The sequence below is a fragment of the Cytobacillus sp. NCCP-133 genome (assembly GCF_026011715.1).
In the GTDB taxonomy this organism is placed as follows: Bacteria; Bacillota; Bacilli; order Bacillales; family Cytobacillaceae; genus Cytobacillus.
In genome coordinates, this window is record NZ_BRVM01000011.1 from 1 (window position 1) to 26,853 (window position 26,853).

20 protein-coding genes, 2 pseudogenes and 2 riboswitches are annotated in these 26,853 nt (G+C 40.4%); of the genes and pseudogenes, 17 read left to right on the forward strand and 5 right to left on the reverse strand.

Annotated features, from left to right (window positions below; genetic code table 11):
• Positions 1-118: 118 nt before the first annotated feature.
• Positions 119-1,291, forward strand: coding sequence for an SAM-dependent methyltransferase (locus NCCP133_RS13340; RefSeq protein ID WP_264805659.1), 1,173 nt, complete (start codon positions 119-121; stop codon positions 1,289-1,291).
• A gap of 126 nt (positions 1,292-1,417) precedes the next feature.
• On the opposite strand, the gene NCCP133_RS13345 is transcribed toward NCCP133_RS13340, so the two are convergent.
• Positions 1,418-2,497 carry an inorganic phosphate transporter gene (locus tag NCCP133_RS13345; protein ID WP_442874265.1) on the reverse strand — a complete coding sequence of 360 codons (1,080 nt, stop codon included), beginning with the start codon at positions 2,495-2,497 and terminating at the stop codon, positions 1,418-1,420.
• Positions 2,498-2,761: 264 nt separating this feature from the next.
• A riboswitch (purine riboswitch) is annotated at positions 2,762-2,861 on the forward strand.
• Between the two features lie 58 nt (positions 2,862-2,919).
• Here NCCP133_RS13345 and add point away from each other — a divergent pair.
• From add to NCCP133_RS13390, 9 genes are all read left to right on the forward strand, one after another.
• Positions 2,920-3,921: an adenosine deaminase gene (gene add, locus NCCP133_RS13350; RefSeq protein WP_264805514.1), complete on the forward strand. Its 1,002-nt coding sequence runs from the start codon at positions 2,920-2,922 to the stop codon at positions 3,919-3,921.
• 208 nt (positions 3,922-4,129) lie between these two features.
• Positions 4,130-4,660: a cell wall hydrolase gene (locus NCCP133_RS13355; protein ID WP_264805515.1), complete on the forward strand. Its 531-nt coding sequence runs from the start codon at positions 4,130-4,132 to the stop codon at positions 4,658-4,660.
• Positions 4,661-4,889: 229 nt separating this feature from the next.
• The gene (locus NCCP133_RS13360; protein WP_264805516.1) at positions 4,890-5,963 is read left to right on the forward strand and encodes a DUF2220 domain-containing protein; all 1,074 of its coding nucleotides are present in this window, start codon (positions 4,890-4,892) and stop codon (positions 5,961-5,963) included.
• On the forward strand, positions 5,954-7,465 hold the full coding sequence (locus NCCP133_RS13365) for a hypothetical protein (protein ID WP_264805517.1): 1,512 nt from the start codon (positions 5,954-5,956) through the stop codon (positions 7,463-7,465). The genes NCCP133_RS13360 and NCCP133_RS13365 overlap by 10 nt, the downstream gene beginning before the upstream one ends.
• Positions 7,465-8,211: a DUF6063 family protein gene (locus NCCP133_RS13370; RefSeq protein WP_264805518.1), complete on the forward strand. Its 747-nt coding sequence runs from the start codon at positions 7,465-7,467 to the stop codon at positions 8,209-8,211. Before NCCP133_RS13365 ends, NCCP133_RS13370 begins: the two co-directional genes overlap by 1 nt.
• Positions 8,189-12,649, forward strand: coding sequence for a hypothetical protein (locus NCCP133_RS13375; protein WP_264805519.1), 4,461 nt, complete (start codon positions 8,189-8,191; stop codon positions 12,647-12,649). The genes NCCP133_RS13370 and NCCP133_RS13375 overlap by 23 nt, the downstream gene beginning before the upstream one ends.
• Positions 12,650-12,732: 83 nt before the next feature.
• Positions 12,733-12,839: riboswitch (SAM riboswitch) on the forward strand.
• Positions 12,840-12,947: 108 nt separating this feature from the next.
• The gene (locus NCCP133_RS13380; RefSeq protein ID WP_264805520.1) at positions 12,948-13,526 is read left to right on the forward strand and encodes an O-methyltransferase; all 579 of its coding nucleotides are present in this window, start codon (positions 12,948-12,950) and stop codon (positions 13,524-13,526) included.
• A 220-nt stretch (positions 13,527-13,746) separates the two neighbouring features.
• Positions 13,747-14,937, forward strand: coding sequence for an aminotransferase-like domain-containing protein (locus NCCP133_RS13385; RefSeq protein WP_264805521.1), 1,191 nt, complete (start codon positions 13,747-13,749; stop codon positions 14,935-14,937).
• 48 nt (positions 14,938-14,985) lie between these two features.
• Positions 14,986-15,639 (forward strand): DUF1801 domain-containing protein, encoded by a 654-nt coding sequence (locus NCCP133_RS13390; RefSeq protein WP_264805522.1) that lies wholly within the window; start codon positions 14,986-14,988, stop codon positions 15,637-15,639.
• 122 nt (positions 15,640-15,761) lie between these two features.
• On the opposite strand, the pseudogene NCCP133_RS13395 reads toward NCCP133_RS13390, so the two are convergent.
• The 3 genes and pseudogenes from NCCP133_RS13395 to NCCP133_RS13405 form a co-directional block, all read right to left on the reverse strand.
• Positions 15,762-16,043: pseudogene (locus tag NCCP133_RS13395) on the reverse strand (hypothetical protein).
• 412 nt (positions 16,044-16,455) lie between these two features.
• Positions 16,456-17,445: a GMP reductase gene (guaC, locus tag NCCP133_RS13400; RefSeq protein ID WP_264805523.1), complete on the reverse strand. Its 990-nt coding sequence runs from the start codon at positions 17,443-17,445 to the stop codon at positions 16,456-16,458.
• Positions 17,446-17,933: 488 nt separating this feature from the next.
• Positions 17,934-18,312 (reverse strand): annotated as a pseudogene (locus tag NCCP133_RS13405) (nuclear transport factor 2 family protein).
• Positions 18,313-18,521: 209 nt separating this feature from the next.
• Here NCCP133_RS13405 and NCCP133_RS13410 point away from each other — a divergent pair.
• Complete coding sequence (locus NCCP133_RS13410) at positions 18,522-19,172, forward strand: YdeI/OmpD-associated family protein (RefSeq protein ID WP_264805524.1); 651 nt, start codon at positions 18,522-18,524, stop codon at positions 19,170-19,172.
• Positions 19,173-19,365: 193 nt separating this feature from the next.
• Complete coding sequence (locus NCCP133_RS13415) at positions 19,366-19,572, forward strand: hypothetical protein (protein WP_264805525.1); 207 nt, start codon at positions 19,366-19,368, stop codon at positions 19,570-19,572.
• A gap of 120 nt (positions 19,573-19,692) precedes the next feature.
• On the opposite strand, the gene sstT is transcribed toward NCCP133_RS13415, so the two are convergent.
• The gene (gene sstT / locus NCCP133_RS13420) at positions 19,693-20,925 is read right to left on the reverse strand and encodes a serine/threonine transporter SstT (RefSeq protein ID WP_264805526.1); all 1,233 of its coding nucleotides are present in this window, start codon (positions 20,923-20,925) and stop codon (positions 19,693-19,695) included.
• A gap of 451 nt (positions 20,926-21,376) precedes the next feature.
• Here sstT and NCCP133_RS13425 point away from each other — a divergent pair, with 451 nt between their 5' ends.
• The 5 genes from NCCP133_RS13425 to NCCP133_RS13445 all read left to right on the forward strand — a co-directional run bounded on the left by NCCP133_RS13425 (position 21,377) and on the right by NCCP133_RS13445 (position 26,807).
• Positions 21,377-21,772 carry a VOC family protein gene (locus NCCP133_RS13425; protein ID WP_264805527.1) on the forward strand — a complete coding sequence of 132 codons (396 nt, stop codon included), beginning with the start codon at positions 21,377-21,379 and terminating at the stop codon, positions 21,770-21,772.
• A 1,668-nt stretch (positions 21,773-23,440) separates the two neighbouring features.
• On the forward strand, positions 23,441-24,391 hold the full coding sequence (locus NCCP133_RS13430; RefSeq protein ID WP_264805528.1) for an ABC transporter ATP-binding protein: 951 nt from the start codon (positions 23,441-23,443) through the stop codon (positions 24,389-24,391).
• Complete coding sequence (gene opuFB / locus NCCP133_RS13435; RefSeq protein ID WP_264805529.1) at positions 24,392-25,909, forward strand: osmoprotectant update ABC transporter permease/substrate-binding subunit OpuFB; 1,518 nt, start codon at positions 24,392-24,394, stop codon at positions 25,907-25,909.
• Between the two features lie 267 nt (positions 25,910-26,176).
• The gene (locus NCCP133_RS13440) at positions 26,177-26,287 is read left to right on the forward strand and encodes a gamma-glutamyl-gamma-aminobutyrate hydrolase family protein (RefSeq protein WP_264805530.1); all 111 of its coding nucleotides are present in this window, start codon (positions 26,177-26,179) and stop codon (positions 26,285-26,287) included.
• A gap of 172 nt (positions 26,288-26,459) precedes the next feature.
• The gene (locus NCCP133_RS13445; protein WP_264805531.1) at positions 26,460-26,807 is read left to right on the forward strand and encodes a hypothetical protein; all 348 of its coding nucleotides are present in this window, start codon (positions 26,460-26,462) and stop codon (positions 26,805-26,807) included.
• Positions 26,808-26,853 lie beyond the last annotated feature (46 nt).

Sequence of the window (26,853 nt, forward strand, 5' to 3'; positions counted from 1 at the left end):
AGTTAAATTGCAGAAGCGCTTTACAGCCGCACCGATTGGCTCACGTTATATCGGTGCGAAAGTTGAGTTAATTAGTTATAGGGAAGGTAGTTATATAAATTTTTTCGAGGTGTTTATCGTGATTGATAAAATGTTTTATAAAACATTACTTAAAAATACTTTTTCAAGTCCTGTAAAAATAACCTTCTGGGATGGTGAGGAAGTCCATTATGGAGATGGAGAACCTCATTTCAAACTTATTTTTCGTGATATCATTCCAAAAGGAGACCTGATTCAAAACCCTTCAATTGCGTTTGGTGAAGCGTATATGGACGGAGTTATCGAAGTAGAAGGAAGCCTAAAAGAAGTTGTTGCCTCGATGTACCGCAATCAGGAGAGCTTCCTGAGCAATAGCAAAATCTATGCCCATCTTTTAAAAAGGATTTCCAATACATCAAAACGAAGTAAAGATAATGTCGCTTTTCACTATGATATCGGAAATGACTTTTACAAGTTATGGCTTGATGAAACAATGACATATTCTTGTGGCTATTTTAAAACGCCTAATGATTCACTTAAAACGGCACAGCAAAATAAAGTAATGCATATTTTAAAAAAACTGAATCTCCAAAAAGGCCAATCGTTATTAGACATTGGATGTGGCTGGGGAGAATTAATTATAACGGCTGCCAAACATTATGGAGTAAAAGCAACAGGCATTACATTATCAGAGGAACAGTATGAACGAGTAAAAGAGCGTACGATAGAAGAACAACTAGAAGATTTAGTCGAAGTGCATTTAGTTGACTATCGAGAATTGAAAAAAAGGCAATTTGACCGTATTGTAAGTGTTGGAATGCTTGAACATGTTGGACAAGATCATTTGCCGGAGTACTTTCACAAGGTGAATGAATTGCTTGTAGAAGGCGGATTGTCGGTTCTTCACACGATTACTTCTCCACGAGAAGGCGGTACGAACGCTTGGATTGATAAGTATATTTTCCCTGGAGGATATATTCCATCCGTAAGTGAGCTTGTAAATCATACGACAGATAATAATTTCTTTTTAACCGATCTGGAAAGTCTGCGCAGGCATTATGCAAAGACGCTTGATAAATGGGCAATGAATTTCGAAAATGAACTGGAAGAAATTAGCAAGACAAAAGACGAACGTTTTATTAGAATGTGGAGATTGTATTTAAATTCATGTTCGGCTTCATTCCAAGCAGGTAATATTGACCTAAGTCAATTTATTTTTACAAAGGGGCCTAATGATTCAATTCCTATGACACGAGAATACATGTATCGTTAACCGATTTCTACACCAATAGCTTAGGCTTTCATAAAATTTAAAAGTCACTTTAACAAGATAGGTGCCTATTCCCGACTTCGTTGATATATTAAGAAGTGAGGGGACAGGCACCTTTTTCACGATTCCTTATATCCCGCCACCGGCATCGTGGAAGCTTCTTTTCTCAGCCCTTTCGATTCGGGATAGTGCCATACTGCCAACTGCCACAATGATGGCGCTGCATACTATTAGGACGTTGTATATATCAAATTTGCTAAATAGATTGATTAATAGATACGATACAGTAAGAGAAGCTAAAGGTGAGATAATCCATACTAAAGCGATTTTCTTGATCACGCTTTTTTTCAGAATGGAAAATCCGTCCTTTGCTGCCCCAACACCCAGGATTCCGCAAGTGGTTACTTGAGTTAATGGAATAGGCAATCCGAAGATAGAAGCGATGATAACCAGCGTACCACCCGTAAAGGAAACAGCACTCCCCTGCAATAAAGAAAGCTTCGTGATTTTTTTACCGTTTGTTTCTAAAACCCTGCTTCCTAGAAACAAAGCGCCTAAGGAAACAAATAGGGCACCCATTAACAGTCCATTATCTGAAGAGATCATGTTTGCACCCACAAGAGGCCCAATCGCGTTGGCTACATTATTCATCCCGGCAGAAAAAGCTTCTAAACAGCCGCCCATTACCAACAATACAGAAAGCCACTTAGTCCAGGGGCCGTTTACTTTAAGGTTATTCCAGCGATTTTCTGAATAATGGATCAGCCAGCCCAGCACATAAGTAATTAGGAATGAACCGACAGGGATAATGACCCAAAAAGCCAAAATTACCAACAAGGTATCTGTGTATAAAGCCTGAAAGGCAGCGCCGACTCCAATAATGGCACCGACCGTAACTTCACTCGTAGACAAAGGAATTCCGATAATGTTTGCAATGAAAAGGGTTAATGTCGCTCCTAATAGGATGATAACAACGATCTCAACATCCAATATATTAGCAGGTATAATGCCTTCACCAATTGTCTTTACCACTTCACCGCCGCCTAAAAAAGCACCCAAAAAGGCGGAAACGGCCACTAAAAGAAGTGCCAGCCGTTTATTCTGAATAGCTCCTGCGCCGTATGGTGCACCCATGGAAGCTGCAGTTCCGCTTGCACCAATGTTCATGGCAAAGAAAAGTGCGACTCCAATAGCGATGTATGTAAGCAAAATCAAAACCTCTTTTCATCGATGTATTTTCAAAAGAGAGATAATTCAAATTGTTAATTCCTAGTAATCCAATAGGATTTTAATAAATTATATAGTTATTGAAAGAAATAAACAAGAGTTTTGATAAAGAAAGCTGCCTGACCTCGGCTCCGTTGTAGCGTTAATTAATATCAAAGGCACCTAAAACTTATTGTGTGAAAAAAATAACCTGTGAGAAAATCTACCCAACCCTTGACAATAAAGATAAATTTCATTATCCTTTTAAAAAACTGAACTACTCAAATTCGTATAACTCCAATAATATGGTTTGGAGGTCTCTACCAGGAACCGCTAATTCCTGATTACGAAGAAGATACAAGCATACATTTGTATTTTCTTCGTAATCAGGAATTTTTTTTTGAAAAAATTGAGGAGGATTAACGATGAATTTTTCTATCATGCCGAAAATTGAACTTCACTGCCATCTGGATGGGAGTGTTAGACCTGAGACGATTATTGATATAGCGAGAAGTGAAGGCATTAGTTTGCCTTCCTTTGATCAAATAGAGATTAAAGAAGAACTAATTGCCCCATTCGATTGCGAATCGTTAGATGAATACTTAAAAAGATTTTCCATCCCTAATTTAGTGATGCAGTCAAAGAAAAATTTAAAAAGAATTACCTTTGAGCTTTTTGAAGATGCAGCAGAGGAAAATGTAAAATATATGGAGGTTCGATTTGCCCCATTGCTTCATACGCGAATGGGGTTATCTGTAGAAGAAATCATTCAAAGTGTGATAGAGGGAATGAAAGAGGCAGAAAAACAATTTGATATTAAAGGCAATATCATTTTGTCATGTATGAGAACGATGAGTGTGGATAGTGCTTTTGAGGTCGTCGAAAGGGGTAAGAATTTCCTTGGAAAAGGAGTTGTCGCAATCGATTTGTGTGCTTCCGAAGAGGAAGGGTTCTGCGGGAAATTCATTGAACCAATCGCATTGGCAAGGGAATATGGCTACAGAGTCACGATCCATGCTGGTGAAACGGGAATCGGAAAAAATGTGCTTGAGGCCGTTGAATGGTTAGGGGCTGAAAGGATTGGACATGGAGTATTTATTAAAGACTGTGCAGAGGCTTATCAAATTGTGAAAGATAAACATGTAGTGCTTGAGATGTGCCCAACTAGTAATGTCCAAACTAAAGCAGTTAAGCAATTTAGTGAGCATCCGATTTACGACTTCCATAGAGATGGAATAAAAGTAACCGTTAATACGGACAACAGAACGGTATCAGACACAACGATGGCGAAGGAATATGGTGTAGTCAGTAATGAATTTGCATTGAGTACAGAAAATTATAAACAAATTTACCTGAATAGTGTAGATGCAGCTTTTGCAGATGAGAAAACAAAGGAAAAACTAAAGAAATATCTGCTTGATATTTAACAATTAATATTGTTTAAAATAATGAAAAACAAATGGAAGTAGGTCCCTGAACAGAAATAGTATAACTAGGTTATTATAACAGCAATTGGAATAGCTTTTCATGATTGGTAATTCCCCCACCTATTCACTAATGAGATACGCTTGTAAACCTGTTAGCCTTATAAATGGCCTGTTTTTATTCTAAAAACGACAAACAGGAGGTTTACAAATGAAAAATTTATTTACATTTGTTGTTGCTATTTCACTCATAATGGGTTCTTATAATGTATTTCCTGCTGATCATTTTAATGCTGAGTCAGTAGATCAAAAGGCTGCAGAAACTTTGACATATAAAAAAATTGAGGTCAATACGAAAGAGGCTGCATCAACGGATCATCGTTTTATTAAACCGGAAGAGAAAAAGCTGCTTGCGCGTCTTGTACAGGCTGAAGCAGAAGGCGAACCTTTTGAAGGGAAAGTTGCCGTGGCTGACGTTGTATTGAATCGTGTCGAGCATGAACAATTTCCAGATACAGTCAAGGATGTTATTTATCAAAAGAATGCTTTTGAACCAGTTCAAAATGGCTCCATAAATGAACCGGCAAGTAACGAAGCAGTTCAGGCCGTTGAGACAGCTCTTGTTGATAAGGAGAAAAACGTTGAGCTACTTTATTTTTATAATCCTGAAACAGCGACAAGTCAGTGGATCTTTTCCCGTGAAGTAGTGAAAAAGATCGGCAATCACGCATTTGCTATTTAAAAAGCGCGAACAGCATAAAAGCTGCGCGCTTTTTTTTTAGCAAAAAATTGTATATAATGCTGTCTCAGTCCATAGGAACGAGGAAAAGCTTGGAAGCGCCAACTTAACAATTGAGGATAAAAGTATAGATTTTTAATTAAACGTAATTCACTTACCAAGAATTACGCAATTCGTTATAATTAAGGATGGCACATTTAGCAGGAGCCTATTCACAGTTAGATTTAAGAAGGTGAAAAAAATCAACATCATTGAAACAAGGGTGAGAAGTTTTATAGAAGATATTCAACACCCGAAGCAAAAGAAGAAATTAAATATAAACGATTTAGAATTTCAGCTGCGGAAGCTGTTGGATGATTATTATGAAATGGATGGTTATTCGCTGTTTTATGAAGTCATTCAATCATTGCAAAATGAAGGGCAGCTGACACCAATACATAACAGTCAATACAATGGCAGAACACCGTCTCTGCCTTTATACTACTGGGTTAACGTGAAAGTTCAGGCTGATACATGGGATCGGCTCGAGATGATGAAGTTAAGTGATCGGTTTGATTTTTCGTTTTATGAACGGCACCCTGAATGGCAGACGAAAGAGGAATGGAACCGGATCCTGAATTTATATGTTTTCCTCCAATCCAGTCAGGAGCGGGAAGTCGTTTCACTCGAGGAAAGAAGCCTGGAGCTTTTTGGCCATGAAAAGTTCTTGCTGGATGGGATTAGCTTTCCTGACGGGAAAGGCTTTTTAGCTCGAATTGGCGTATCGGAAGAGCAGCTTCAGGTGGTGAAATACGGGGAACCTTTTGTGTTCTGGATGAAGCAGGGGAAAGAAATAAAAGATGTTCAGAGAGTGCTGATTGTCGAGAATCTATCTTTCTTTCATACTTCGATTCAATTATTGGAAACGGATCAGCTCGATTATGAGCCGGAACTTATCATTTATGGGGAAGGCACTAAAATTGAACGGAGCTTTTCATTTTTCTTTAAAATTTTCCCGGCCAAATCGTATCTTTTTTATTATGCAGGAGATCTAGATGCAGCAGGATACGGGATCCTCATTCGGCTTGTCGAAAAATATTCGGAGTGCTGCATTCAGCCTGCACTGAAGATTTATCGGAAGATGCTCGAATGTATGGATCAAAGAAATGAACAGAAATCAGGCCAGCTTCAAAATCTTAAATTCCGGGATGCATTCTTTGAGTGGTTTACGGAAGATGAGCAGCATCTATTAATGCAATTATGGCAGGAAAATAAACGGATTCCTCAGGAAGTCTTAACAATTGAAACATGGAGGAGATGGATGTGAACGAATCATGGGAAGGGTTTGCCCAGCGGATGCAGCGATTGAATCCGCTGTTTGAGCTTGGGAGAGGAATGGAAGTTGGAGAATTGAAGCCTCATATCCAAACGATTCTTATGCAGGTGCTCCTCACCATTTTTTATCGGGAATTGAATGATGATGATCATCGGAGTAAATCGGATATCAAGTATTTGGTGGAAGATTCGATTAAACAGATGAAGCTTTTGGCGGATGAGAAGCAGATTGAAAGGATCACAAGCGGGCTTCTGTATCAGGGAAAAGAGGAGTACAGCAGACCGTTTGAAGCTCTTTATTACGATGAAATCAGGCAATCATGGGAGACCCAGGTTTTCCGCTACGTGACGATGGATGAATTATATACAAACCTGGAGATGGGCGGATCGATTGTTTACAAACTCACCGATGTCTCACAGGAAATGATTTTTATGAGCAGAGAAATGGCTGAGGAATTCTCGATCACGATTGAACAGCTTTATAGTATGCAGCTAATTAAAAACGGTAATTTCCGCAAAGCTACTCGGAACCTCGATCACCTCATTTCACGGGTAAACCGCTTAATGGCAAAAGAATTCTCCTTTCAAAAAGAAATGATCAACAATCCCAAAATCTTATTGATGGAAGAAGAAATGCAAAGAGCTGATAATCGTGCAGAAATCGAAAAGCAATTTGAAGAAGAGAAAAATCATTTCCGCACCATCAGCAGCATGATTGAGAAAACGAAACGAAGAAATGAAGAAGATGATCTCATTCAAAAAGAATTGATCCTTCTCCAGGAGAAGATTGGCCATACAAGGCAGCTGCATGACCGCTTTGCCAAGCTCGTTATTCAAAACATCTCCTATGAAATGAAATTAAAAGCGGAAAACCCATCGCTTTTCTGGGAAACAAGCCTGGTTTCATTTCGGGAACATATTTATGAGAATTGGTTCATGAAGGAAGGATTTTCTTCTTTCGATATGATTGATAAGCTGCTAAGTCCTTTATTTTCTCCCAAAAATGATTTTATTTTGCCCTTGGACTGGATTTGGGGCGAACAGGAATTTGATGAAAAGCAGCTGACAGAAACAATCGAAGAAGAAGAGGAAGCAGAGGGTATTTCCCATCAGCGGGTGACGAACTGGGATTCTGTTATCAAGGCCTGGAGCTATGTTTTTCAATATTTGCAGACGTACGGAGAGTTTTCATTGGCCGATTTATCGACGCTGCCGCTCGAAGTTCAGGATTTATGGGTTGAAGAATCGGAAACGATTGATTTATGGATGATGTTTGATAAAAAGCCGCTGAAGGTACAGGTTCTGTATCGGAAGGAAGAGATTTTAAGCGATGAGCGGGAAATTCTTCTTTATAAGCTTATGCAGGAGTATCCTCAATTTCAGGTGTTTGAAGGATTGAGGATCTTTACCGAGTTTGATCATCGGGCGGAACCTTTCCTCTGGTATCAAATGAAAATCACCCCGTTTAAAATTTGTGTGCAGGAGGAGAAATGATGAGTGCAGAAAGTATCAAGAAAGCATCAGCTGTTTATTTTACGCTTTTAAAAGAGAAAGTCATCGACGAAAACAGCGAGCACTTCCAGGCGTATTTTGATCCAGATGTGAGACAGACGGTTCTTTTATTGGCAGATGAATCTGGTACCTATATCATTGAATCGCCTAAACGGATTCAGCTGGTTGTACAGCCGACCGGCTCTGTGTTTGCTACGAATTTTACTCATATGAAGGACAGGCATAAGCAGGTTGAAACGAAGAAACATTTTCACTTGATGAGCGTTGTTATAATGGCTTTTTTGGCGGGCATCGACCAGAACCAGGCTGCTAAGATCCGAACGAAGCGGGAAGGGATTAGCTTCTACGCGTTGGAACGGCAAGTCAATGATGTGATTATGAACTGGGAAAGCATTCTGAAAGCTAAGCAAGATTTCGGAGAAGATGAAAAAATTGATATGAAGGATGTTGTGACAACATGGAAATACATGGAAGTAGACACGGACGATTACGGTGCTAAGAAAGCCAACAGGCGAACCCGAATCGGTTTGATTGCGAGCAGCATGCGTTTATTGGAGACGGAAGGGCTGATCGTCATCCTTGACCGGGAAGATATTCCAAAGGCAATTCCGAAACAGGAACTTTTTGAGCGGATTGAGTACCTGTATCACGATTATGACCGCTATGAAATGTTCAAGGAATTAATGAAGACAGAGGAGGATCAGCATGCCGAAAATCCATCGAATTAGAATTGCCGGCCTGAAATATGATGGCATGCAAAAACAATACAAGGATACGACGTTTAACTTCCATAATGAGGAGACTTCCACAAACGGCCTCATTTCCATGATGAATGGCGGAGGGAAAGGAGTTTTCCTGCAAACTATCTTCCAGATCCTAAAACCCGGAACGGCATGGGGAAAGCAGAACAACCGCTATTATCAGCAATTCTTTTTTAATAATAAAGAGCAATTTATTCCTTATACCTTTCATGTGCTTATTCAGTGGGAGCTCGACGGTGCTGACCGTAGGCATTTGGTGACGGGGGGGATGTTTTCAGCTGAACAGCGGATTTCCCTGAACGAAGAAAGCGGAGAAAGCAAGACGCTTGAACAGGAAGCGAAGATTGTCCCGAATATCACCTTTTATACAAGAGAGTTTGAACGGAAAGAAGAGGCATCGCTTGATCATATTCCACTCTCTGAAGATGGTGAAGCAGCTGAAACGGATGGCCTGAAGGATTACTTAAAATGGAACGGATATGATGTTTACCGGGATACAAAGAAGCACTGCCGCATCCTTGATACGTACGGCATTAACCGCAAAGACTGGGATATAATGAAAGATATTAACAGAGATGAAGGCGGTGTTGGAAAATTCTTTGAAGGCGCTGAGGACGATCACTCCCTGTTCCAGAAGCGAATTATTCCAACTGTCAGTCAGGTCCTTCACCGGACAGAGCACCAAAAGAACGATCTGGTGGAGATTTTTAAAAGTCAGGCAAGCATCGCGAAAGACCTGCCGGTTCTGTTAAAAAGAGAGCAGGCCCATAAGGAGTTCCTGGAGGATATTCTACCTTTTGAAGAAAGTCTTGCAAAGGGTGTCCAGCATAAAGAAATTGCTGAGGACAGCATCAAGGATGGAAGGCAGCTGCTTGGTGCTTTGGAGCATTTGAAAAAAACGGAAGAAGAAGCTCTAATTGAGCTGGAAAAGGAAATCGAAAAATTAACGGGGAAGCAAGTGGATCTACGCTTTCAGAAGAATAACCTTGAGTACGCAAAGGCCCATCGGGAAGTGGTGGATTGGGAGAAGAAATTAGCAGAAGAACAGAAAAAGCATACGGTCCTTCAGGAAGCTGTAAAGGAAAAGCAGGAGCGAAAAGAGAACCTCGCTTTTCAGCTTTTATTGAAAGAGTGGCATGAAGAAGAACAAAGCATTCGCGCGCTTTCCCAGCAGATTGCGAAACTGGAGCAAAACAGCGGATTAGAGCAAGTAAATCACAGAATGGATGAAGTTAAAAAAGAAGCAGCACAGCAATGGGAGAAGTCTTCTGCAGCCATTTGGGAAGCTGTAAAGAAGTATTCCGGGTATCAGAAATATCTGAAGAAAAAAGCGAATGATCTCTCGAAACAGGATAAGCAAAAGACAAAAGAGATCGCCAAGCTTCATACGGAAATTGATTTTCTGTATACACAAATTCATGATTTTGAGTCGAAAGAAGAAAAGCTCATCAAAGAATACGGAGATCGCTTAACCTATGATCTGCAAGGATTTATTAAGAAGCTATCAAATCAGATTGAAATCAAAAAAGCGAGTATGCAAGATTTGCAGACAAAAGATAAACAATCAAATGAAAAGCAGAATCAGCTTGCATCTGCCCATGGAACACTCGCTCAATCCATACAGTTTTCTGAAGAAAAATGTGAAGAGTTAAAGGTCAAAAGTGAAGAGCAGAACCGCAAAGAAGCGAAGCTGGCCGATAAACTGCACGGACTATTGGATGAAGTCACAGCTCCGTTTACGAACGCGCTTTTATCAAAGTATGCCCTAAAGGTGGAAGAGCTCCTCGGTCAGAATCGGGAGCAAGGGGAAGAAATGAAAAAAGCACTCTGGGAAACTCAGCTGGATTATGCCTTGAATGATGAACATTTCTGGATTGCCAATAATGATGTGAAGGAACTGAAGGAGTGGATAGATGAAAAGACTGGGATTGACGTTTTCTACGGATCCCAATTCCTCCAATCCTTAAAACCGGAGGAAATGGCGAACCATTTGCTGGCGCACCCGCTTCTTCCTTATGGCTTAGTTGTAAGCAAGCCGCAATGGGAGAAAATTAATCAGCAGGTTTTGGCAGGAAGAATGTTTAAAAGCCCGGTTCCGATTTTTATGCGTGAAGAAATGACGAGCGAAAATCAGCAGGGTTCTTTTGTGATGATTACTGGCACGGAGAAGGAACTGCTGACAGATAAAAATCAATTCACGAACTGGAAAATTAAGATTGCGAAACAAATAGAAGAAAGGAAAGATACGCTTGCAGAGATTGAAAAAACGGAAACATCTTTACGACGAATTTTAAAAGAAATCGACCTCTACCTGGCGAATGACCTGGCCATTGATATCGATCGGGCGCTGAATGAGGAACAGGAAGCCATGGCTGCCAAGAAAACAGAATTACAGGCAATCATCGTGCAGGAGCAAAAAGAAACAGAACAGCAGCTGGGACTAAGAGAACAGCTGGAGAAGACAAAAGAAAAGGCTGGAAAACTATTAAAAGATGTAGAAACGCTTGAGGAATTTGACCGTGAAAAGTCGCTGCATCAGGAAAATAAGCGGGTAATGCAAGAAAAAGAAAAACAAAAGGACGCATTCGCAGCCGCCCAGCAGGAGATTGCCAGCGAGCATCAAACAATCGCTGACCTGCAGGAAAAGTGGAGTCAAACGTATCTGGAATGGAAACTATCCACCGAGCAACATATTAAAGAAATTAGCTTTTTTATTGAAAGTGCAGCTTTCCCAGGGGAAGAGAAGGCTGAAGCTTCTGAAGAGGTACCGCGTTTATCTTCCCATATGCTCGAAGAGGTCAACGGTAGCATTGATGAACTGAAACAGCTTCAAAAATCGAAAGAAGAACAAGCCAGTGAGTTGCTTGCGATTCAAGCGACTAGAGAATCTGAGCAAAAGCAGCAAAAGAAGCTGGAGAAAAAACTTAATGCTCTTAACGAAGAGTGGAAGGAAGCATCAGAGCCGGATGAACCAATGAGTATTTTGGAAAACATGATGCAGACAGCCGCAAAAGAAACAAAGGCAGCGGAGAAGGAAGAGCGTGAACAGGAAAAGGCTGTAACCGTTGCGGAAACGTCTTTAAAGCATGCGATGGATCAGCGCAAAAAGGCAGCAAAAAAAGTGGACAAGCATGACAAGCAGCCGGAAGAATGGGAAGAACTTGATCTCGAAGTGAAAACAGTTGAAATTACGGACCAGACCAAACAGACGACGGCCGAAATGAAGCAAACAGAAGCGCGCAAAAAAGAAACCGAACAAAATATTGCTGGTTTCGAAGGCGATCTGTTAACGCTATCTGTTATCCTGAAAGAGGATGCGGCTGCCTTTACAGAAGAGGATGTCGAGAAAATTAAGAGCCAAGGAAAGCAAAGTATCATTTCCTGGAGTGAAAAACACCAGGATATTCAGGAAGAAGGCAAGGAGAAGCACGCGAAAATTGAACAATCCTTGCGCAATTTAAAGCTTAATATTGAAGGGAAGGATTGGGAGGTCCGCTTTAAGAATGAAGTCTTAACTACCCTCGATCACATGGATACAAGGCATTATGTGCATGTCCAAAGTGTGGTTCAAAACATGAAGCGCTTTTCACAGAGCGGCTTAGAGCAATTGGAACGTGACAAAGAACGGGCAGAGAAAGCGCAAAACTTTTGGGCGAGCCGTGCAAGCATGAAGGTGATGGGCATTGCAGAAGCGATTCGCTCGATGGCTGCCAAGATGAAGCTGAAGAATGAACGGGGTTCTTTCCCGCTCGTCCAGCTAAAAGAAGACATCCTGCCTAAAAAAGCGGAAGATGTCGAACCAATCCTGAAACAGCATTTCGTTTCGGCCATTAACAAAATTACGAAGCGATTCCAGGTGATTGACGACAATAATCTGGAGCTGGATCAGGAAATCAAACAGCTTATCAGTGATGAACAGATTTTGTTTGTCTCCCTAAGAAATCGCTACCCAGAGCTTTTGGTTTATAATATGCGTACTGATAATGCCTTCATGTACGGAAAACCGCAGCGCGAACATTACTCAACATGGCAGACAATCAACCAGGGTTCGAAAACGAAATCCGATGGCAGCGGTGGACAAAAGCTATCCGCCCGCATGGTCATGATGATGATGCTCCTATCCGTAAAAAGTGAAACCGACCAAAGCTGGGTTCCATTAGTCTGTGATAATCCGTTCGGACAGGCAGCGTCAGCTCATGTACTCGACCCCATCTTCGCTGTTGCCGAAAAACTGAAGTTCCAATTCATTGTCGTCACGCCGCCTGAACTGGTGAAAACAGAAATCAGCCAGAGATTCGACGCGTATTATAAACTGGACTTTATTCGGGAAAAAGGAAAAGAGATTGTGTCGGATACGATAGTTCCGGCTTTTCGGATCTATCAGGGGGAGGAAGCTGTTCATTAAATTAGAGATTAGACAAAAAATTAAGTATTGCCATTTTAAAAAAACTATGTAATACTTGGTTGAAAATTAATATCTTATATAAATTCTTATCCAGAGAGGTGGAGGGACTGGCCCTGCGAAGCCTCAGCAACCCCTGATTATTTCAGGAAGGTGCTAATTCCAACAGAGTTAACGCTCTGGGAGATAAGAGGTCATTTTGGATAGTAAAGGCCTCTTATGATGAGAGGCCTTTTTTTGCTGCTCTTTTATAATTTGAGGCTGACTTAGATAAGAACGAAGAAAGAGGAGGAATGGCAAAATGGAAAACGGCGTTATACAAGTACCGGAAGCCTATTCGAGGATATTGCAGGAATCTAATGTGCTCGGCTTCGGGGAGTCATGTGATAGAAAAACAGGATTTTTATTAAAGGGGCTTGCTGCCTCAAAACCAGGAGGCAACTTTTTGGAGCTTGGAACAGGTACGGGAGCGTCTGCTTCATGGATCATTGACGGGATGGATCAAGGAAGTAAGCTTACGACCGTTGATATTGATTCGACAGTGCAATCTATCGCGAGAAAGTACCTCGGAACCGACAGCAGAATCTCATTTTGCTGTGAGGACGGGGCAGCTTTTATTCAAAATCTTTCGGAAGGGTTTGATTTTATCTTTGCAGACACCTGGCCGGGAAAATTTGAGCTTTTGGACAAAACATTGGATCATTTAAATATTGGAGGTTTTTATGTGATTCATGATGTGTTCCCGCAATCGAAATTGCCTGAAGAATTTAGAATCAAAGCGACTAAACTTCATAAAATTCTGCAAGACAGATCCGATTTGGATATTACAGAATTAGATTGGTCTACTGGGCTGATACTGGCAGTGAAGACTTCGGTTTAAGAGAACGAATCGGTGCGTAAAAGAAGGCGTTCTTCACAATCATATGATACGAAAAAAAAGGGCCGTTTGTCATACTGTCCTGTATAGTGTGTCACAAAGGAAGATTGGGGAAAAGTAAAAAGACATTTCGAAGAGCATTTGCTTTATTAAGGTTTTGTGGAGCATCTTACGCAAGAAGTTTATAATGAATAATAAGACTACTAGAAGGGTGTAGATAGAAGTGAATGCTGGTTCTGTTTTTCCAGATAATATCCAAAAGGCGCTTCGGAATAATCCGCCTGGGGAATGGATTCCGGAGATTCCAAAAGATTGTATCCGCCTGCATTGCGGCTATCCGGCACCTGCCCTTGTGCCTGATGAAGAGGTAAAGGCAGCTGTTAAAAGTCTATTAGAAGAAGAACATGATTTGCCGCTCCTTTATATAGGAAGTCCCAAGATTTTAAAACTCAAGGAACAGATTATAACAAGATTGAAAGAGCGGGGTATATCTGTAGCGGAAGAAGAGCTTTTGATAACTTCGGGTGCCTCTCAGGCGATCGACCTGATTGCCCGCATTCTCCTTGATGAGGAGGCAATCGTGGCAATAGAATCTCCCACTTATATGGAGGCTTTAGAAATTTTTCAAAATTATACAAGTCATATAATTAGTATTCCTGTTGATAAGCAAGGTCTTCAAACAGATGTATTGGAAGAGATTCTAAAAGAAAGGAAGCAAAAAGGGCTGACCCTGCCGCGTCTTCTCTATACGATTCCAACGTTTCAAAATCCTACAGGGACGACGATGACAGAAGAACGCAGGCAGCATGTGCTAATGCTTGCCGACAGGTATAATTTCTTAATAGTAGAAGACGATGCTTATGGGGAATTATCTTTTAATAAAAGGCTGGCCATGCTAAAAGAAATGGATCAAAGCTCCAGAGTTCTGCATGTCGGTTCGTTATCCAAGATAGTGGCACCAGGCATGCGTATTGGATGGATGGCAGGAACAAGTCAAATCATCCATGCATGCGCCTGGTTTAAAAAAGATCTGAACCATCCGTTTGCTCAAGCCGCCATGTCTGTCTATTTAACAAAAACCGATTTTAATAAAAAACTAGTCACTTTGAGGGATACATACCGGTCCAAATGCGCCGTTTTGATCTCCGCACTGGAAAAGTATCTTCCTGAATCAGCTTCCTGGTATGTGCCAGAAGGCGGTTACTTTGTTTGGATGAAAGTTCCTGGTGCCGATACTTCAAAAATGTTGACACAATCGCTAGCGGAGGGGGTATCTTATATTCCGGGCAAATACTTTTTCATGGATCAAGCAGATGGAACGGAATTTCTGCGCCTTTCCTTCAGTTATGCGGGTGAAAAGGAAATAACAGAGGGGATTCGCAGGCTGGGAAGAGTTGTAGGAGCTTATCTTTGAATGAAAAATTTACATTCGAAATTGTAAAATGGAAATGGAGCGTGCTAGATGACAAATAGCAGAACGAATCCAAAAGTTGATGAATTTTTAAGTAAAGCTAACCAGTGGCAGGTTGAATTTAAGAAGCTGAGAAGTATCGTTCTTGATTGTGGGCTGACCGAAGAGTTTAAGTGGATGCATCCTTGTTATACCTTAGAGAATAAAAACATCGTTCTCATACATGGATTTAAAGAATATTGTGCGCTTCTGTTTCACAAAGGTGCGCTGTTAAAGGATACCCATCGAATTCTAATTCAGCAAACGGAGAATGTACAGGCAGCGCGTCAGATTCGGTTCACCAATGTTCAAGAAATAGCTGAAATGGAAACCATCCTGAAAATATATATCAATGAAGCCATAGAAGTTGAAAAAAACGGGTTGGAAATCAAACCTAAAGAGCATAAAGAATACATAATTCCCGAAGAACTTGAACATAAATTCACTGAAACCCCTGCTTTGAAAACTGCTTTTGATGCTTTGACGCCGGGAAGGCAACGAGCGTATATTCTTCATTTTTCCCAGCCCAAACAATCCAAAACGCGAGTATCAAGGATTGAAATATGCATGCCGAAAATTCTCGATGAAAAGGGATTAACTGATTTTACTTGTGGACTATCACAAAAAAAGCCCAACTGTGACGGCTCGCATAAGAACATTCGATAAGATCAATTTTGATAACAGCCATCTAGTGAATTACTGAATAATGAACATCTCTTCAGAATTAAGATTTTTCAAGAGAAGGGCGTTTTCCGTAACAAGAAAGGTGCCCTTCTTTCTATCATAAATCATAGTTTAACCTTAACCTCAGTACCGTCCTTCGCTATGACATCTACTAGCACGATCCCTTTATGTTTTTTCAGTTCCTTGACGATAGGCTTTAGCGCTTTTTTGTCTATCAAAGGAAAGGTAAAGTCCAGATTTTTTCTTTCGAAGTGCTCTTTTGTCTATTTATTTGCATTTTGATGAAAAAATTTTGAACACAAAATTGAAATAGCAATGCTTAAAAAAGCATATGGAATTGGGATGGTTAACCGAATGTCTTTGGCTTTCACTTTTAAATGCAGCATAAGCAATTCACTAATCAATGATGACCGAAACGGTATCTCCGTTTGCCGATTTAATATCAACAATTTGGCCATCTCATTCGTTTTCAATTGCTTCCATAATTAGGCTTATGTCTATATCTTTAACATATTTTTCTGATTGAGGAATGCTCGCTGCGATGCTGTGTGGATCTTAATCATAGGGATACATAATTGCATTTAATTGTCCTGTTCTGAGTGAAAGTTTGTTCAATGAAAAAAACCACAGAAGGTGTCTGCCTGACGCACTTTCTGTGGTTTTTAATATAAAGGAACAAATGTTTGTTCTTGGTGTAAATCATTGTAATGAAATAGAATGGTGACAAAAAAGATTGTTTTTGATATTTTTAAAATAAAAGATGAGCAAACGACTCCTGCTCACCTGCCAATGAAAGGTTTAAAATACCCTGTCACCATTAAAGATCGAATTCTTAACAATAACATAATCGACATGGCGGATGGCATCCAGCTTGTTTCCGCCTGCATAAGAAATGGAGGATTGAAGATCCTGCTCCATTTCTTTCAGTGTATCTGCTAAGGATCCTTTATGCTCTACTAAAATTCTCTTGCCTTCAACATTTTTCTTTTCGCCTTTTTGGAATTCTGAGGCTGAACCAAAGTATTCTTTATAAAGCTTCCCGTCTTTCTCATTCTCGATGGTTTTTCCAGGTGACTCTTCATGTCCTGCAAATAAGGAACCAATCATCACCATTGCTGCACCAAATCGAATGGATTTAGCAATATCACCGTGTGTGCGGAGACCTCCATCGGCTATTATCGGCTTGCTTGCTGCCTTTGAACACCAGTGAAGTGCAGCCAATTGCCAGCCGCCAGTTCCAAATCCTGTCTTAATCTTTGTAATGCATACCTTACCAGGTCCAATGCCAACTTTTGTGGCATCAGCACCAGCATTCTCTAATTCTCTGACTGCTTCCGGGGTTCCGATATTACCAGCAATTACAAAGCTTTGAGGAAGGTATTTCTTAATATGCTGAATCATTTGGATGACAGCATTGGAATGGCCGTGAGCTATATCGATTGTAACGTATTCCGGTGAAAGCCTTTCATCTGCGATTTGCTGTATAAACCCATATTCGCCTTCTTTCACACCAACACTGATTGAAGAGTATAATCCGCGGTCCTTCATTTCTTTTATAAAAGAAATCCGCTTTTCTGGTTCGAATCGATGCATGATATAGAAATAACCATTCTCCGCTAAGTATATGGCAATTTTCTCATCTATGATCGTCTGCATATTGGCAGGCACCACAGGAAGCTTAAACGCACGTCCTCCTAACTTTACCGTAGTATCACATTCAGAGCGGCTTTTAATGATACTTTTTGCTGGAATTAATTGAATATCTTCATAATCGAATACATTTTCCATCGTTACCCTCCTGAAACATATAAATAAACCGTAACTGAATAAGAAATACGACCATTGCATGGATAGGTTTTTCGGTTTGGATCAATCTTATACAAAAAGGGAGAAAGCATCATGATAAGCAGAAGAGTATTTTCAATCAGAGTTCATCCGAAAATAAAAAAGAGCTTAGAAACCTCCTAAGCTCAAATGGATAATAGGGGGTCAACTTGTGATAGCTCGACCAATTTCATTTTATACAATTCAGCGTATTATTTCAACCCATTAAAGTAAAAACGCATAAAAGTGATAATGTGTTAAAATATCATCTTACTCATTTTATTAAATTCAATCGGATTTTCTTTTATTGCACAATTTAGACTATCTTCTAAATTACTCTTTTAATTTATAAGAACACCCAAAGGCAAAGTCTTTAGGATTGATTATTAAGCTACTATCTAAAACTTTTCCTTAACTTAATAATCCACAAGCAAGAAGTTCATATCATTTCTTTAAAACATCCCATTCTCATTAAGGGAATCCTCTGGTATAGGCTTCCCTAAATCCCACAGTTCAGCGATTTGGCCATCTTGAAACCGAAAGATATGTACAACTGGCTACTCCAAGATCCTCAGAATTCTGCCTTACATGGGAGTGGAAGGCAACGGTTTCATTCTCTTGTATGGCCAGTTTTACCTCAAGTATTTGGCCGGAGTTTTAGGCCGCGTTCTCTTCCATTGCGAGCATGAGCGAATCCTTACCACCTTGGAAATAGGGATTATGGTGAGAAAAGTCTGGACCAATATAACGCTGGTAGGCTTCACGTCCTTTCCCTGAAGCTACGAGCTGCAGAAAAGAAACCGCTTTCTCTTTTAGGGTAAGGTTCGCGATGTAAGAGGTTGTTCCGAATTCATCTAAATCATCCTTTCATTTCAGCATTGTTTTGTTTGAATTTACTTGAAGTATAAGATGTGTGCAGCTGAATGACAATTGTTTAGGGCAAGGGGGTCTAATTCTATTCAGCGGTTTTTAAGAATAATTACCAGTTAACCATTCTGACATGATATATTTTAGAAAAAAGGTATTCAAAGGAGTATGTTATGACAATTATTGATAAGTTAAATTTGCGTAAGTATAAGAATATGGCTGTGCTAAATCAGCCAAGTGATTATGAGATCTTTAATGGATATAAGACAGAATTATCAGGAGAACATGATGCTATTTTTATGTTTGCAGAAACGATTGATGAAATGGTGAATCATACTCAAAGGGTTATCAAAGAGAATCAGCTGCTTGAAAAAGGATATTTATTTCTCGCCTATCCGAAAAAAGGGAACAAGCGGTATGATACGTTTGTTCACAGAGATGATATTTTTCCAGCCATGAAAGTGGGCGAAGAAGGATATGTGGAAGGTAGTGATGTAAAATTCTCTCGTATGGTGAGCCTGGACGATGTATTTACAGTCGTTGGATTAAAACGTGAAAAGAAGAAAGAGAAAAAGTCACCAGCCTCAAGTCAATGTGTTGCTGATTACGAGGAAAATGTGAAAGATGTTGAACAGCTTTTAGCAGATTATCCAAATGAATTGAAATTTTATCAGGAGCTAACACCAGGCTATCAAAAGGATTGGGCCCGTTTTATCTATTCTGTTAAGCAGCAGAAAACACGTGAGAAACGGCAAGCACAAATGGTTGATATTTTATCTCAAGGGTATAAATCAGCTGATTTGTTTAGGCAGAAGAAGAAATAAAAAAGGTGCCTGTCCCCCGCTGTGGTAAAGTATTAGCGAGTAGGGGGCCAGGCACCTTTTTATAAAGTCAGTTGAGTGGAAAACACCAAAACCACTTAAACTTGGCTCTCAAATAGCTTTCAGGGCGGAGTTTCTTGGCCGGGAACTGGCTTATGTTTATGAAATTGCTGAATATATTTCTGAGAAAAAATTTGTGATGAAAACAGCAAATGGCCCCTTTCCAATGGAGACAATCTATACTTGGCAATCGATCGATGAAAACCATACTCGTATGACGTTACGAAATATAGGGAATCCCAATGGATTTAATAAGATCATGTCCCTTTTCATTGCACCCATGATGAGAAAAGCAAACATGAAGGATTTGAAAAAAATCAAATCCATTCTTGAACAGGAATAAGCCGTGGAATGGTAATTAAAAAAGGTGCCTGAGCCTGCTGAAAACCTAGGGCCTGGCACCTTTTTAGCGCATTCGGAATAAAAAAACCGGCCACTTTATATGGCCGGATCAATAGTCGTTCTATGCACTCATTTTTACAACCTTGTTTTGCTTACGCTTTTTAGCATATTCTGCAGTAGCGGTAAAAAGTGCGTCCGATGAAGAGTTAAGTGCCGTTTCACAGGAGTCTTGCAGAACACCAATGATGAAACCTACACCAACCACTTGCATGGCGATGTCATCAGGAATGCCGAATAAGCTGGAAGCCAAAGGAATGAGCAATAGGGAACCGCCCGCTACACCAGATGCACCAGCAGCAGAAACTGCGGCTAAAATACTAAGAATCAATGCAGTAACAAAATCGACTTGAATGCCAAGTGTATGAACAGCTGCAAGCGTCAAGACCGAGATCGTAACAGCTGCGCCTGCCATATTGACGGTCGCTCCTAATGGGATTGAAACTGAATACGTATCTTCATCTAAGCCCAGTTTTTCACACAAGCTCATGTTTACTGGGATATTTGCAGCAGAACTGCGCGTAAAGAATGCTGTAATTCCGCTTTCTCTTAAGCATCTTAGAACAAGCGGGTAGGGATTTTTGCGAATATTGATAAAGACAATAATCGGATTTACAACTAGAGCGATAAAGAACATGCATCCGAGCAGAACAGCAAGCAATTTTCCATAGTCGAGCAAGGCAGAAAGGCCGTTTGTGACAATTGCCTCAAATACAAGGCCCATGATCCCGATTGGGGCTAAGTTTATGACCCATTTAACTAATTTCGAGATCGCATCCGAGATGTTGCCCAGCATGTTTTTCGTCGTGTCTGCTGCATTTCTTAAGGCGATGCCAAGAAGAATCGCCCATGTTAGAATGCCAATGTAGTTGCCATTTAATAGGGCGTTGACTGGGTTGTCCACAATGTTAAAGAGCAGCGTGCGAAGGACTTCCACAATTCCTCCAGGAGGAGTCACATCTTCAGCACCTGGTGCAAGGGATAAGGTAACAGGAAAAAGGTAGCTTGCCAAAACTGCTACAAATCCGGCCAGGAATGTACTTATTGCATAAAGGGCTACAATGGACTTCATATTTGTTTTGTGGCCGCTTCTGTGTTTAGAAATCGCATGCATAACCAAGAACAGAACTAATACCGGTGCAACTGCCTTTAATGCACCTACAAATAATGAACCAAAAACTGAGACCCATTTTGCTGATTCAGGAACCGTTAAAGCCAGGGCAATACCGATCACAATACCGATCACAATCCGTTTGACAAGGTTAATTTGATTCCATTTCCGAATTGCATTTTTCATAAAAGTACCCTCCGAAATTTTTTAGAATAAGTAGATAAAAAAATAAGTTGGCCTATCACTGTTTTTTACGACAGTAATGATAGTGTAACACAAATATTTAAAATTGTGCGATAAATTATTATATTGAAATATTTGTAAGGGTGAGAAATCCAACCGTAAATTGCTTAATATCAACAGTTTTTCACACAGATTTCTAAGCTAAACGGCTTAAAAATTATTTTAAGGAGTTTCTTCACTGCCAAAATCTAAAATGATATTCACCATTTCCTTAAATGTCGGTATGACACAGTATCCGGGGTCCCAGGCTGGGAAGGGTAAGAAAATCAGAAGTCGAAATGGGCAGGAGTTTTTTACAAAAGGAAAGAGCCTTTTTCTCTTCATGAAGCAGGTTTACATTTGTTGCCGTCGAATAAATTATAGGGAACATTATTTTAATTACTAGGAGGCAATCATGGGACGTTTAGTTCATTTTGAAGTCCATGTGGATGACATGGAGCGGGCAAAGAAATTTTATGGAGAAGTTTTCGGCTGGTCATTCCAGGACTGGAGCGAATACGCTGGTATGCCTTACTTTGGAGCCGTGACCGGCGGCGAGAATGAGCCAGGAATCAACGGCGCTTTAATGCAGCGGCAAAGTCCTCCACCGGGACCAAACCAGGCACTAAATGGATATGCATGTACAATGGGCGTAGAAGACTATGATTCTGTGGATGCTAAAATTCTAGAAAATGGCGGAAAAGTCGCCATGCCAAAATATGCTCTTCCTGGCATGGCGTGGCAAGGGTACTATATCGATACAGAAGGCAATATTTTCGGAATCCATCAGCCGGATGCGAATGCAAAATAGGATTTCCAAATGAATCTGGCACAGTCAAATTAGTCCATATTCATCAAAAGATGGGTGCTCATTACATAAATACTGAAAGCAGGGCTGGTTGTACAAGAAGCATAAATCCCAAAGAAATAGCTGATCTTTTAAGACTCAATCTTCCCAGAGATTGAGTTTTTTAGTGCACCCCATCTTAGATTCCATTTTTATAAAATATTGTTTTCGTAAAGTTTGTTGCTTTTCATTAACTTAGTAAAATTTTGGTGTTGAGTGGAGCGGAAGGTACTTGACTCCTGCGGGAGACTCCCGTTCCCCCCCTCCCCCGCGGAAAGGAAGTGCCTCGTGCTGAAATCAACGGGCTAAATTCTTAGCAAAAACAACAATCTATGAGAAAAGAGCCTTAAAAAAACCCCATACAGTCATGCTCCTTCTCTGAAGAAAATCCTGGTTCAAACAAATCTCAAAATACAGTCCCTAAAAATTTCCATGTACGGAAAAGATGCCTATTTCAGCTGCTTTTGAAATCATTCTTTTAAAAGGTCGAGCGGAAAATGCCATTCCCTTTATATTCCTCATGATGGATTTGAACCTAGTTCCGATTTTTGCATTGGAGACTCCAGATATTTTTGCCGCAAATCGGGCCAGCTGCTTCAAACCCACAAGTCCCCTTTCGAAAACAGATCCTTCTTTCCTGCAAGCCACATTGCCAAATGAGAATTACATTCTTTTAAACTAGCGAAATGAGAAAAAGTATCAAATTGATAAAACTGCTGGATTTTAAATTCATTAAATGCCCCGCCCTTCACTTTCTATATACAAATGAAGGGCCGAAAAGGCCATGGTGATTTTTTTGGAAATGTGTCAGCATGGTGAACGAAGAGATATTTATTTGAAAGGTAAACACAAGAAAAGCGCAAGGCTCCTGGAACTAGACAGTTATCTAAGTTCAAAAAGATATAAATTCTGATATTACAAAAAAATCCGGCCTGATGATGGCCGGACCTGAAGGGGTAAAGAAAAAAGGGCTGTATGATGTTTCGGTACAATAACTAGATTACAGTCCAAATATTAACAAACTATGAACAAGATACTTCTAAATTATTAAATATTTTAATCAATCTTTTACATTTCACCCTGTCCTTTTTCTCTAATATTCTGTATATAGAAGATGAATGGATTATTTTAACTTATTTTAAAGTGGCCAAAAGTTATAGCAAATTGAACCTTGATCATAACAGTATGACAGCAGGTTCGGTCAGACCGAACATAACAAAAGTCCATGATATTAATTCTAGCAAGTTTTAGCAAGCTGCATTGAAGTGATAACAGCCTGCCATCTCGAGTATGCCAAATTGTTATCTTGAGCATGGCAAACTGCGGTAAGCAATACCAGAGATTACTACAGAGACTAACTAAAAGATTTAAAAGATATATATACCCTTGTCCCTGCAAGGCATGAATCAATCTACAGGCTAAGGTGACTTCTGCCGGCGTCAGGAAAGTGAAACCAAGAGTGCAAGAATTGACTCCAGCCTTTTAGCCAGCCGCTATTACTGGAAATCCACCCATTCGAAATGGATGATAGTAACACGTTTAGCTGGAAAAAATAACTGCATGTAGATAGGCTGGTTTTTACCTAAGCTCAAAGGGAAAATATCACAAGTGAACAGACAAAGGGGTGGAGCAATGATTAAATTTGATCAAGTGTCTAAGCAGTATCCAGATGGGACTACTGCTGTTGATTCAATAAATTTTGACATTAAAGAGGGGGAGTTTTTTGTAATTATCGGACCAAGCGGATCCGGAAAAACGACTGTGCTGAAAATGATTAACAGACTGATTCCTCTCACAGGCGGTACGATAAGGATCAATGGGAAAAGGATCAGTGATTATGATATTCATGAACTGCGCTGGGACATTGGATATGTACTGCAGCAGATTGCCCTTTTTCCGCATATGACAATTGGGGAGAATATAGCGATTGTACCGGAGCTCAAAAAATGGGGGCAAGATAAAATACATAAACGGATTGATGAGCTATTGGAAATGGCAGGGCTCGAACCGGAGATCTATCGAGACCGCAAGCCTCATGAACTTTCGGGAGGCCAGCAGCAGCGTGTAGGTGTCATACGGGCTCTAGCAGCTAATCCGCCCATCATTTTAATGGACGAGCCATTTAGCGCACTGGATCCTTTGAGCAAAGAAAAGCTCCAGGATGACCTTATAGATCTTCAGCAAAAAATCAAGAAGACCATTGTGTTTGTCACGCATGATATGAAGGAAGCTTTAAAGCTGGGCGACAGAATTTGTGTCATGAAAAATGGAGAAATCGTTCAAATTGGGACACCAGATGAACTGCTTTCCAACCCGGAAAGTGAATTCGTTCGGGAATTTTTAGGGGAAGACCATAGTGTTACCGGAGAAGGGTTTAATTTACATACTATATTAAAGCCAATTCCACAGGGTGGGTCGGTTGCAAGAACGATTTCCTCATTCGCTTCATTAAAAGAGACGCTTACCTTGCTGTCACAATTTGAGGAGCTTGCGGTTGAAGAGGGTGGTCAAATAATCGGAATGGTCAACAGGCAGGCTCTGATTCGTCAGCTGGCAGGGACCATGCAGAAAGAGGTGAGATAAATGAACACCTTCAGTTCTGTTTTTAGCGAAAGAAAAGGCCAGCTTTTAAGTGTGCTTGTTGAGCATATCCAGATCTCGATCATTGCTTTGTTCTTTGCGGTGCTCATTTCCATTCCTTTGGGGATCTATCTGACAAAAAAGGAAAAAATTGCAGAGGGAATCATTGGGGTAACTGCAGTCTTACAGACCATACCTTCATTGGCTCTCTTAGGTCTTCTGATTCCTTTATTTGGGATTGGAAAAGTTCCCGCGATTATCGCGTTAATTGTGTACGCACTCTTGCCTATTTTGCGCAATACATACACAGGCATTAAGGAAGTGGATGCCTCCATCATTGAAGCGGCAAGAGCAATGGGCATGAACAGGCGTAAGCTGCTTTTGAAAGTTGAACTCCCTTTGGCTATGCCAGTCATTATGGCCGGAATCCGTACAGCAATGGTATTAATTGTAGGAACCGCTACTCTTGCCGCACTAATCGGGGCAGGCGGGTTAGGGGATCTGATCCTGCTTGGAATCGACCGAAACAACACTGCGTTAATCATTCTTGGAGCCATCCCAGCTGCCTTATTGGCGATTCTTTTTGATATGCTGCTGCGCAGGTTTGAGCATATGTCCTTTAAAAAGTCTCTTACTGCATTGGGTGTTTTCATCGCAGCAATGGTACTGGTTATGGCCATGCCGCTACTCGCAAAACAATCTAATGAAGAGATCGTCATAGGTGCAAAGCTTGGAGCGGAGCCAGAAATCCTTATCAATATGTATAAGCTGTTGATTGAAAATGAGACAGACCTAAACGTTGAGCTACAGCCCGGATTAGGAAAAACTTCGTTTGTCTTTAATGCACTAAAGTCTGGGAGCATCGATGTATATCCTGAATTTACTGGTACAGCTATAGCAGAATTTCTAAAAGAGTCTGCAGTGAGTACAGATCGCGATGAGGTTTATGAGCAGGCAAGAAAAGGAATGAAAGAACAGTTTAACATGGAGCTGCTAAAGCCAATGGCTTACAATAATACGTATACATTGGCTGTGCCCGATGAATTGGCAAGTGAGTATGGACTGCAAACCATTTCAGATCTAAAAGCAGTCGGGCAAAGCATCAATGCTGGTTTTACACTCGAATTTTCCGACAGGGAAGACGGATACAGGGGCATTCAAAAGCTCTATGGATTGGATTTTCCAACCGTCTTAACGATGGAACCTAAGCTTCGATATGGTGCAATTGAAAAAGGCGAAATTAACCTGGTGGACGCATACTCTACTGATAGTGAAATTGCGAGATATAACCTTACTGTACTGGAAGATGATAAAAATCTCTTTCCTCCCTATCAAGGAGCTCCGCTGTTAAGAGAAGAAACCGCTGAAGAGCATCCGGAGCTTGTCAAAGCCTTAAATAAGCTGGATGGAAAAATCAGCGATGATGAAATGCGGGAGATGAATTATAAAGTGAATGTAAAGGGGGCAAGTCCTGAAGGCACAGCAAGGGAGTATTTGGAGGAAGAAGGATTACTGGATTAAGTATAATGTAGGCCGCTTGGAAAGTTCTAAGCGGTTTTTTCATGATATCAGAATTTATATCCTTTTGAACTTAGATAACTGTCTAGCTCCAGGCACCTTGCGCCTTTCTTATGCCTTCCTACCTAAGAATAGCTTTTGCATATCTTATCTTAACCGAAAAGAGGTATTTCCTGGCTAGTTTCCACCAGGCATCTTTTTACATAAATACAAAATCACTCAAACGGATAATTCAAAGTGAACAGCTATCATCACCAGGCTGTGAGAAACATGCCGGAAAACTTCGAGGTCTGTGCAGCAGCAAGTGACGGTGTAATAGAAGCATTTGAGAGTAAAAACATGCCTTTGTATTGGGTGTGCAATGGAACCCTGCATGTTTAGTTAACAAAAAAGAAGGTCCATCATTAGCTATTTTTGAGGCATTTAAGGAAGCTTGTAAAAATAAATAAGGGTATGGTTTTCAGAAAAAGTAATATGTTCCCTTTTTCCGGTATTAAAACATCTTCTCCAAACATACATTTTTCATATACATGCAGTTTTGAGGTGATAGAAAATGATTGTCGAAATGCAAAAAGCCATTTTGCTGGCAGAAAACATCAAAGGGTTTCTTTCATTTATTAATAAGAATCTCGATCACAATACTTTTTATATGGATCAGGATAAACTGCATCAAATCAAACTGATTGCAGAGGATTTTAAGTTTCATATTCTGGCAGATGAGCTGATTCGAATCAACCGCTTTGTATGGGATCCAAAGTATACTCATTACTTAGTCGATCGATTCAGAAGGGGGCTTCAGATTATTGATGAATTTACAGAACGGAACTATCATAGCTTATTCATGGTAACGGGAAGGCTATATACCTTAAAAAACCTTACCTTGTCATTCAGTAAAATTTAATACATCAAAAGGCTGCCCCATTTACAAATGGGGCAGCCTTTTGATG

What these genes read in the sequence shown, in the direction of transcription:
- NCCP133_RS13375 (WP_264805519.1), top strand. Translation starts at nt 8,189, where the DNA reads ATGCCGAAAATCCATCGAATTAGAATTGCCGGCCTGAAATATGATGGC.
- add (WP_264805514.1), top strand. Translation starts at nt 2,920, where the DNA reads ATGAATTTTTCTATCATGCCGAAAATTGAACTTCACTGCCATCTGGAT.
- NCCP133_RS13380 (WP_264805520.1), top strand. Translation starts at nt 12,948, where the DNA reads ATGGAAAACGGCGTTATACAAGTACCGGAAGCCTATTCGAGGATATTG.
- NCCP133_RS13365 (WP_264805517.1), top strand. Translation starts at nt 5,954, where the DNA reads ATGGATGTGAACGAATCATGGGAAGGGTTTGCCCAGCGGATGCAGCGA.
- NCCP133_RS13410 (WP_264805524.1), top strand. Translation starts at nt 18,522, where the DNA reads ATGACAATTATTGATAAGTTAAATTTGCGTAAGTATAAGAATATGGCT.
- NCCP133_RS13430 (WP_264805528.1), top strand. Translation starts at nt 23,441, where the DNA reads ATGATTAAATTTGATCAAGTGTCTAAGCAGTATCCAGATGGGACTACT.
- NCCP133_RS13370 (WP_264805518.1), top strand. Translation starts at nt 7,465, where the DNA reads ATGAGTGCAGAAAGTATCAAGAAAGCATCAGCTGTTTATTTTACGCTT.
- NCCP133_RS13445 (WP_264805531.1), top strand. Translation starts at nt 26,460, where the DNA reads ATGATTGTCGAAATGCAAAAAGCCATTTTGCTGGCAGAAAACATCAAA.
- NCCP133_RS13440 (WP_264805530.1), top strand. Translation starts at nt 26,177, where the DNA reads ATGCCGGAAAACTTCGAGGTCTGTGCAGCAGCAAGTGACGGTGTAATA.
- NCCP133_RS13425 (WP_264805527.1), top strand. Translation starts at nt 21,377, where the DNA reads ATGGGACGTTTAGTTCATTTTGAAGTCCATGTGGATGACATGGAGCGG.
- guaC (WP_264805523.1), bottom strand. Translation starts at nt 17,445, where the DNA reads ATGGAAAATGTATTCGATTATGAAGATATTCAATTAATTCCAGCAAAA.
- opuFB (WP_264805529.1), top strand. Translation starts at nt 24,392, where the DNA reads ATGAACACCTTCAGTTCTGTTTTTAGCGAAAGAAAAGGCCAGCTTTTA.
- sstT (WP_264805526.1), bottom strand. Translation starts at nt 20,925, where the DNA reads ATGAAAAATGCAATTCGGAAATGGAATCAAATTAACCTTGTCAAACGG.
- NCCP133_RS13355 (WP_264805515.1), top strand. Translation starts at nt 4,130, where the DNA reads ATGAAAAATTTATTTACATTTGTTGTTGCTATTTCACTCATAATGGGT.
- NCCP133_RS13390 (WP_264805522.1), top strand. Translation starts at nt 14,986, where the DNA reads ATGACAAATAGCAGAACGAATCCAAAAGTTGATGAATTTTTAAGTAAA.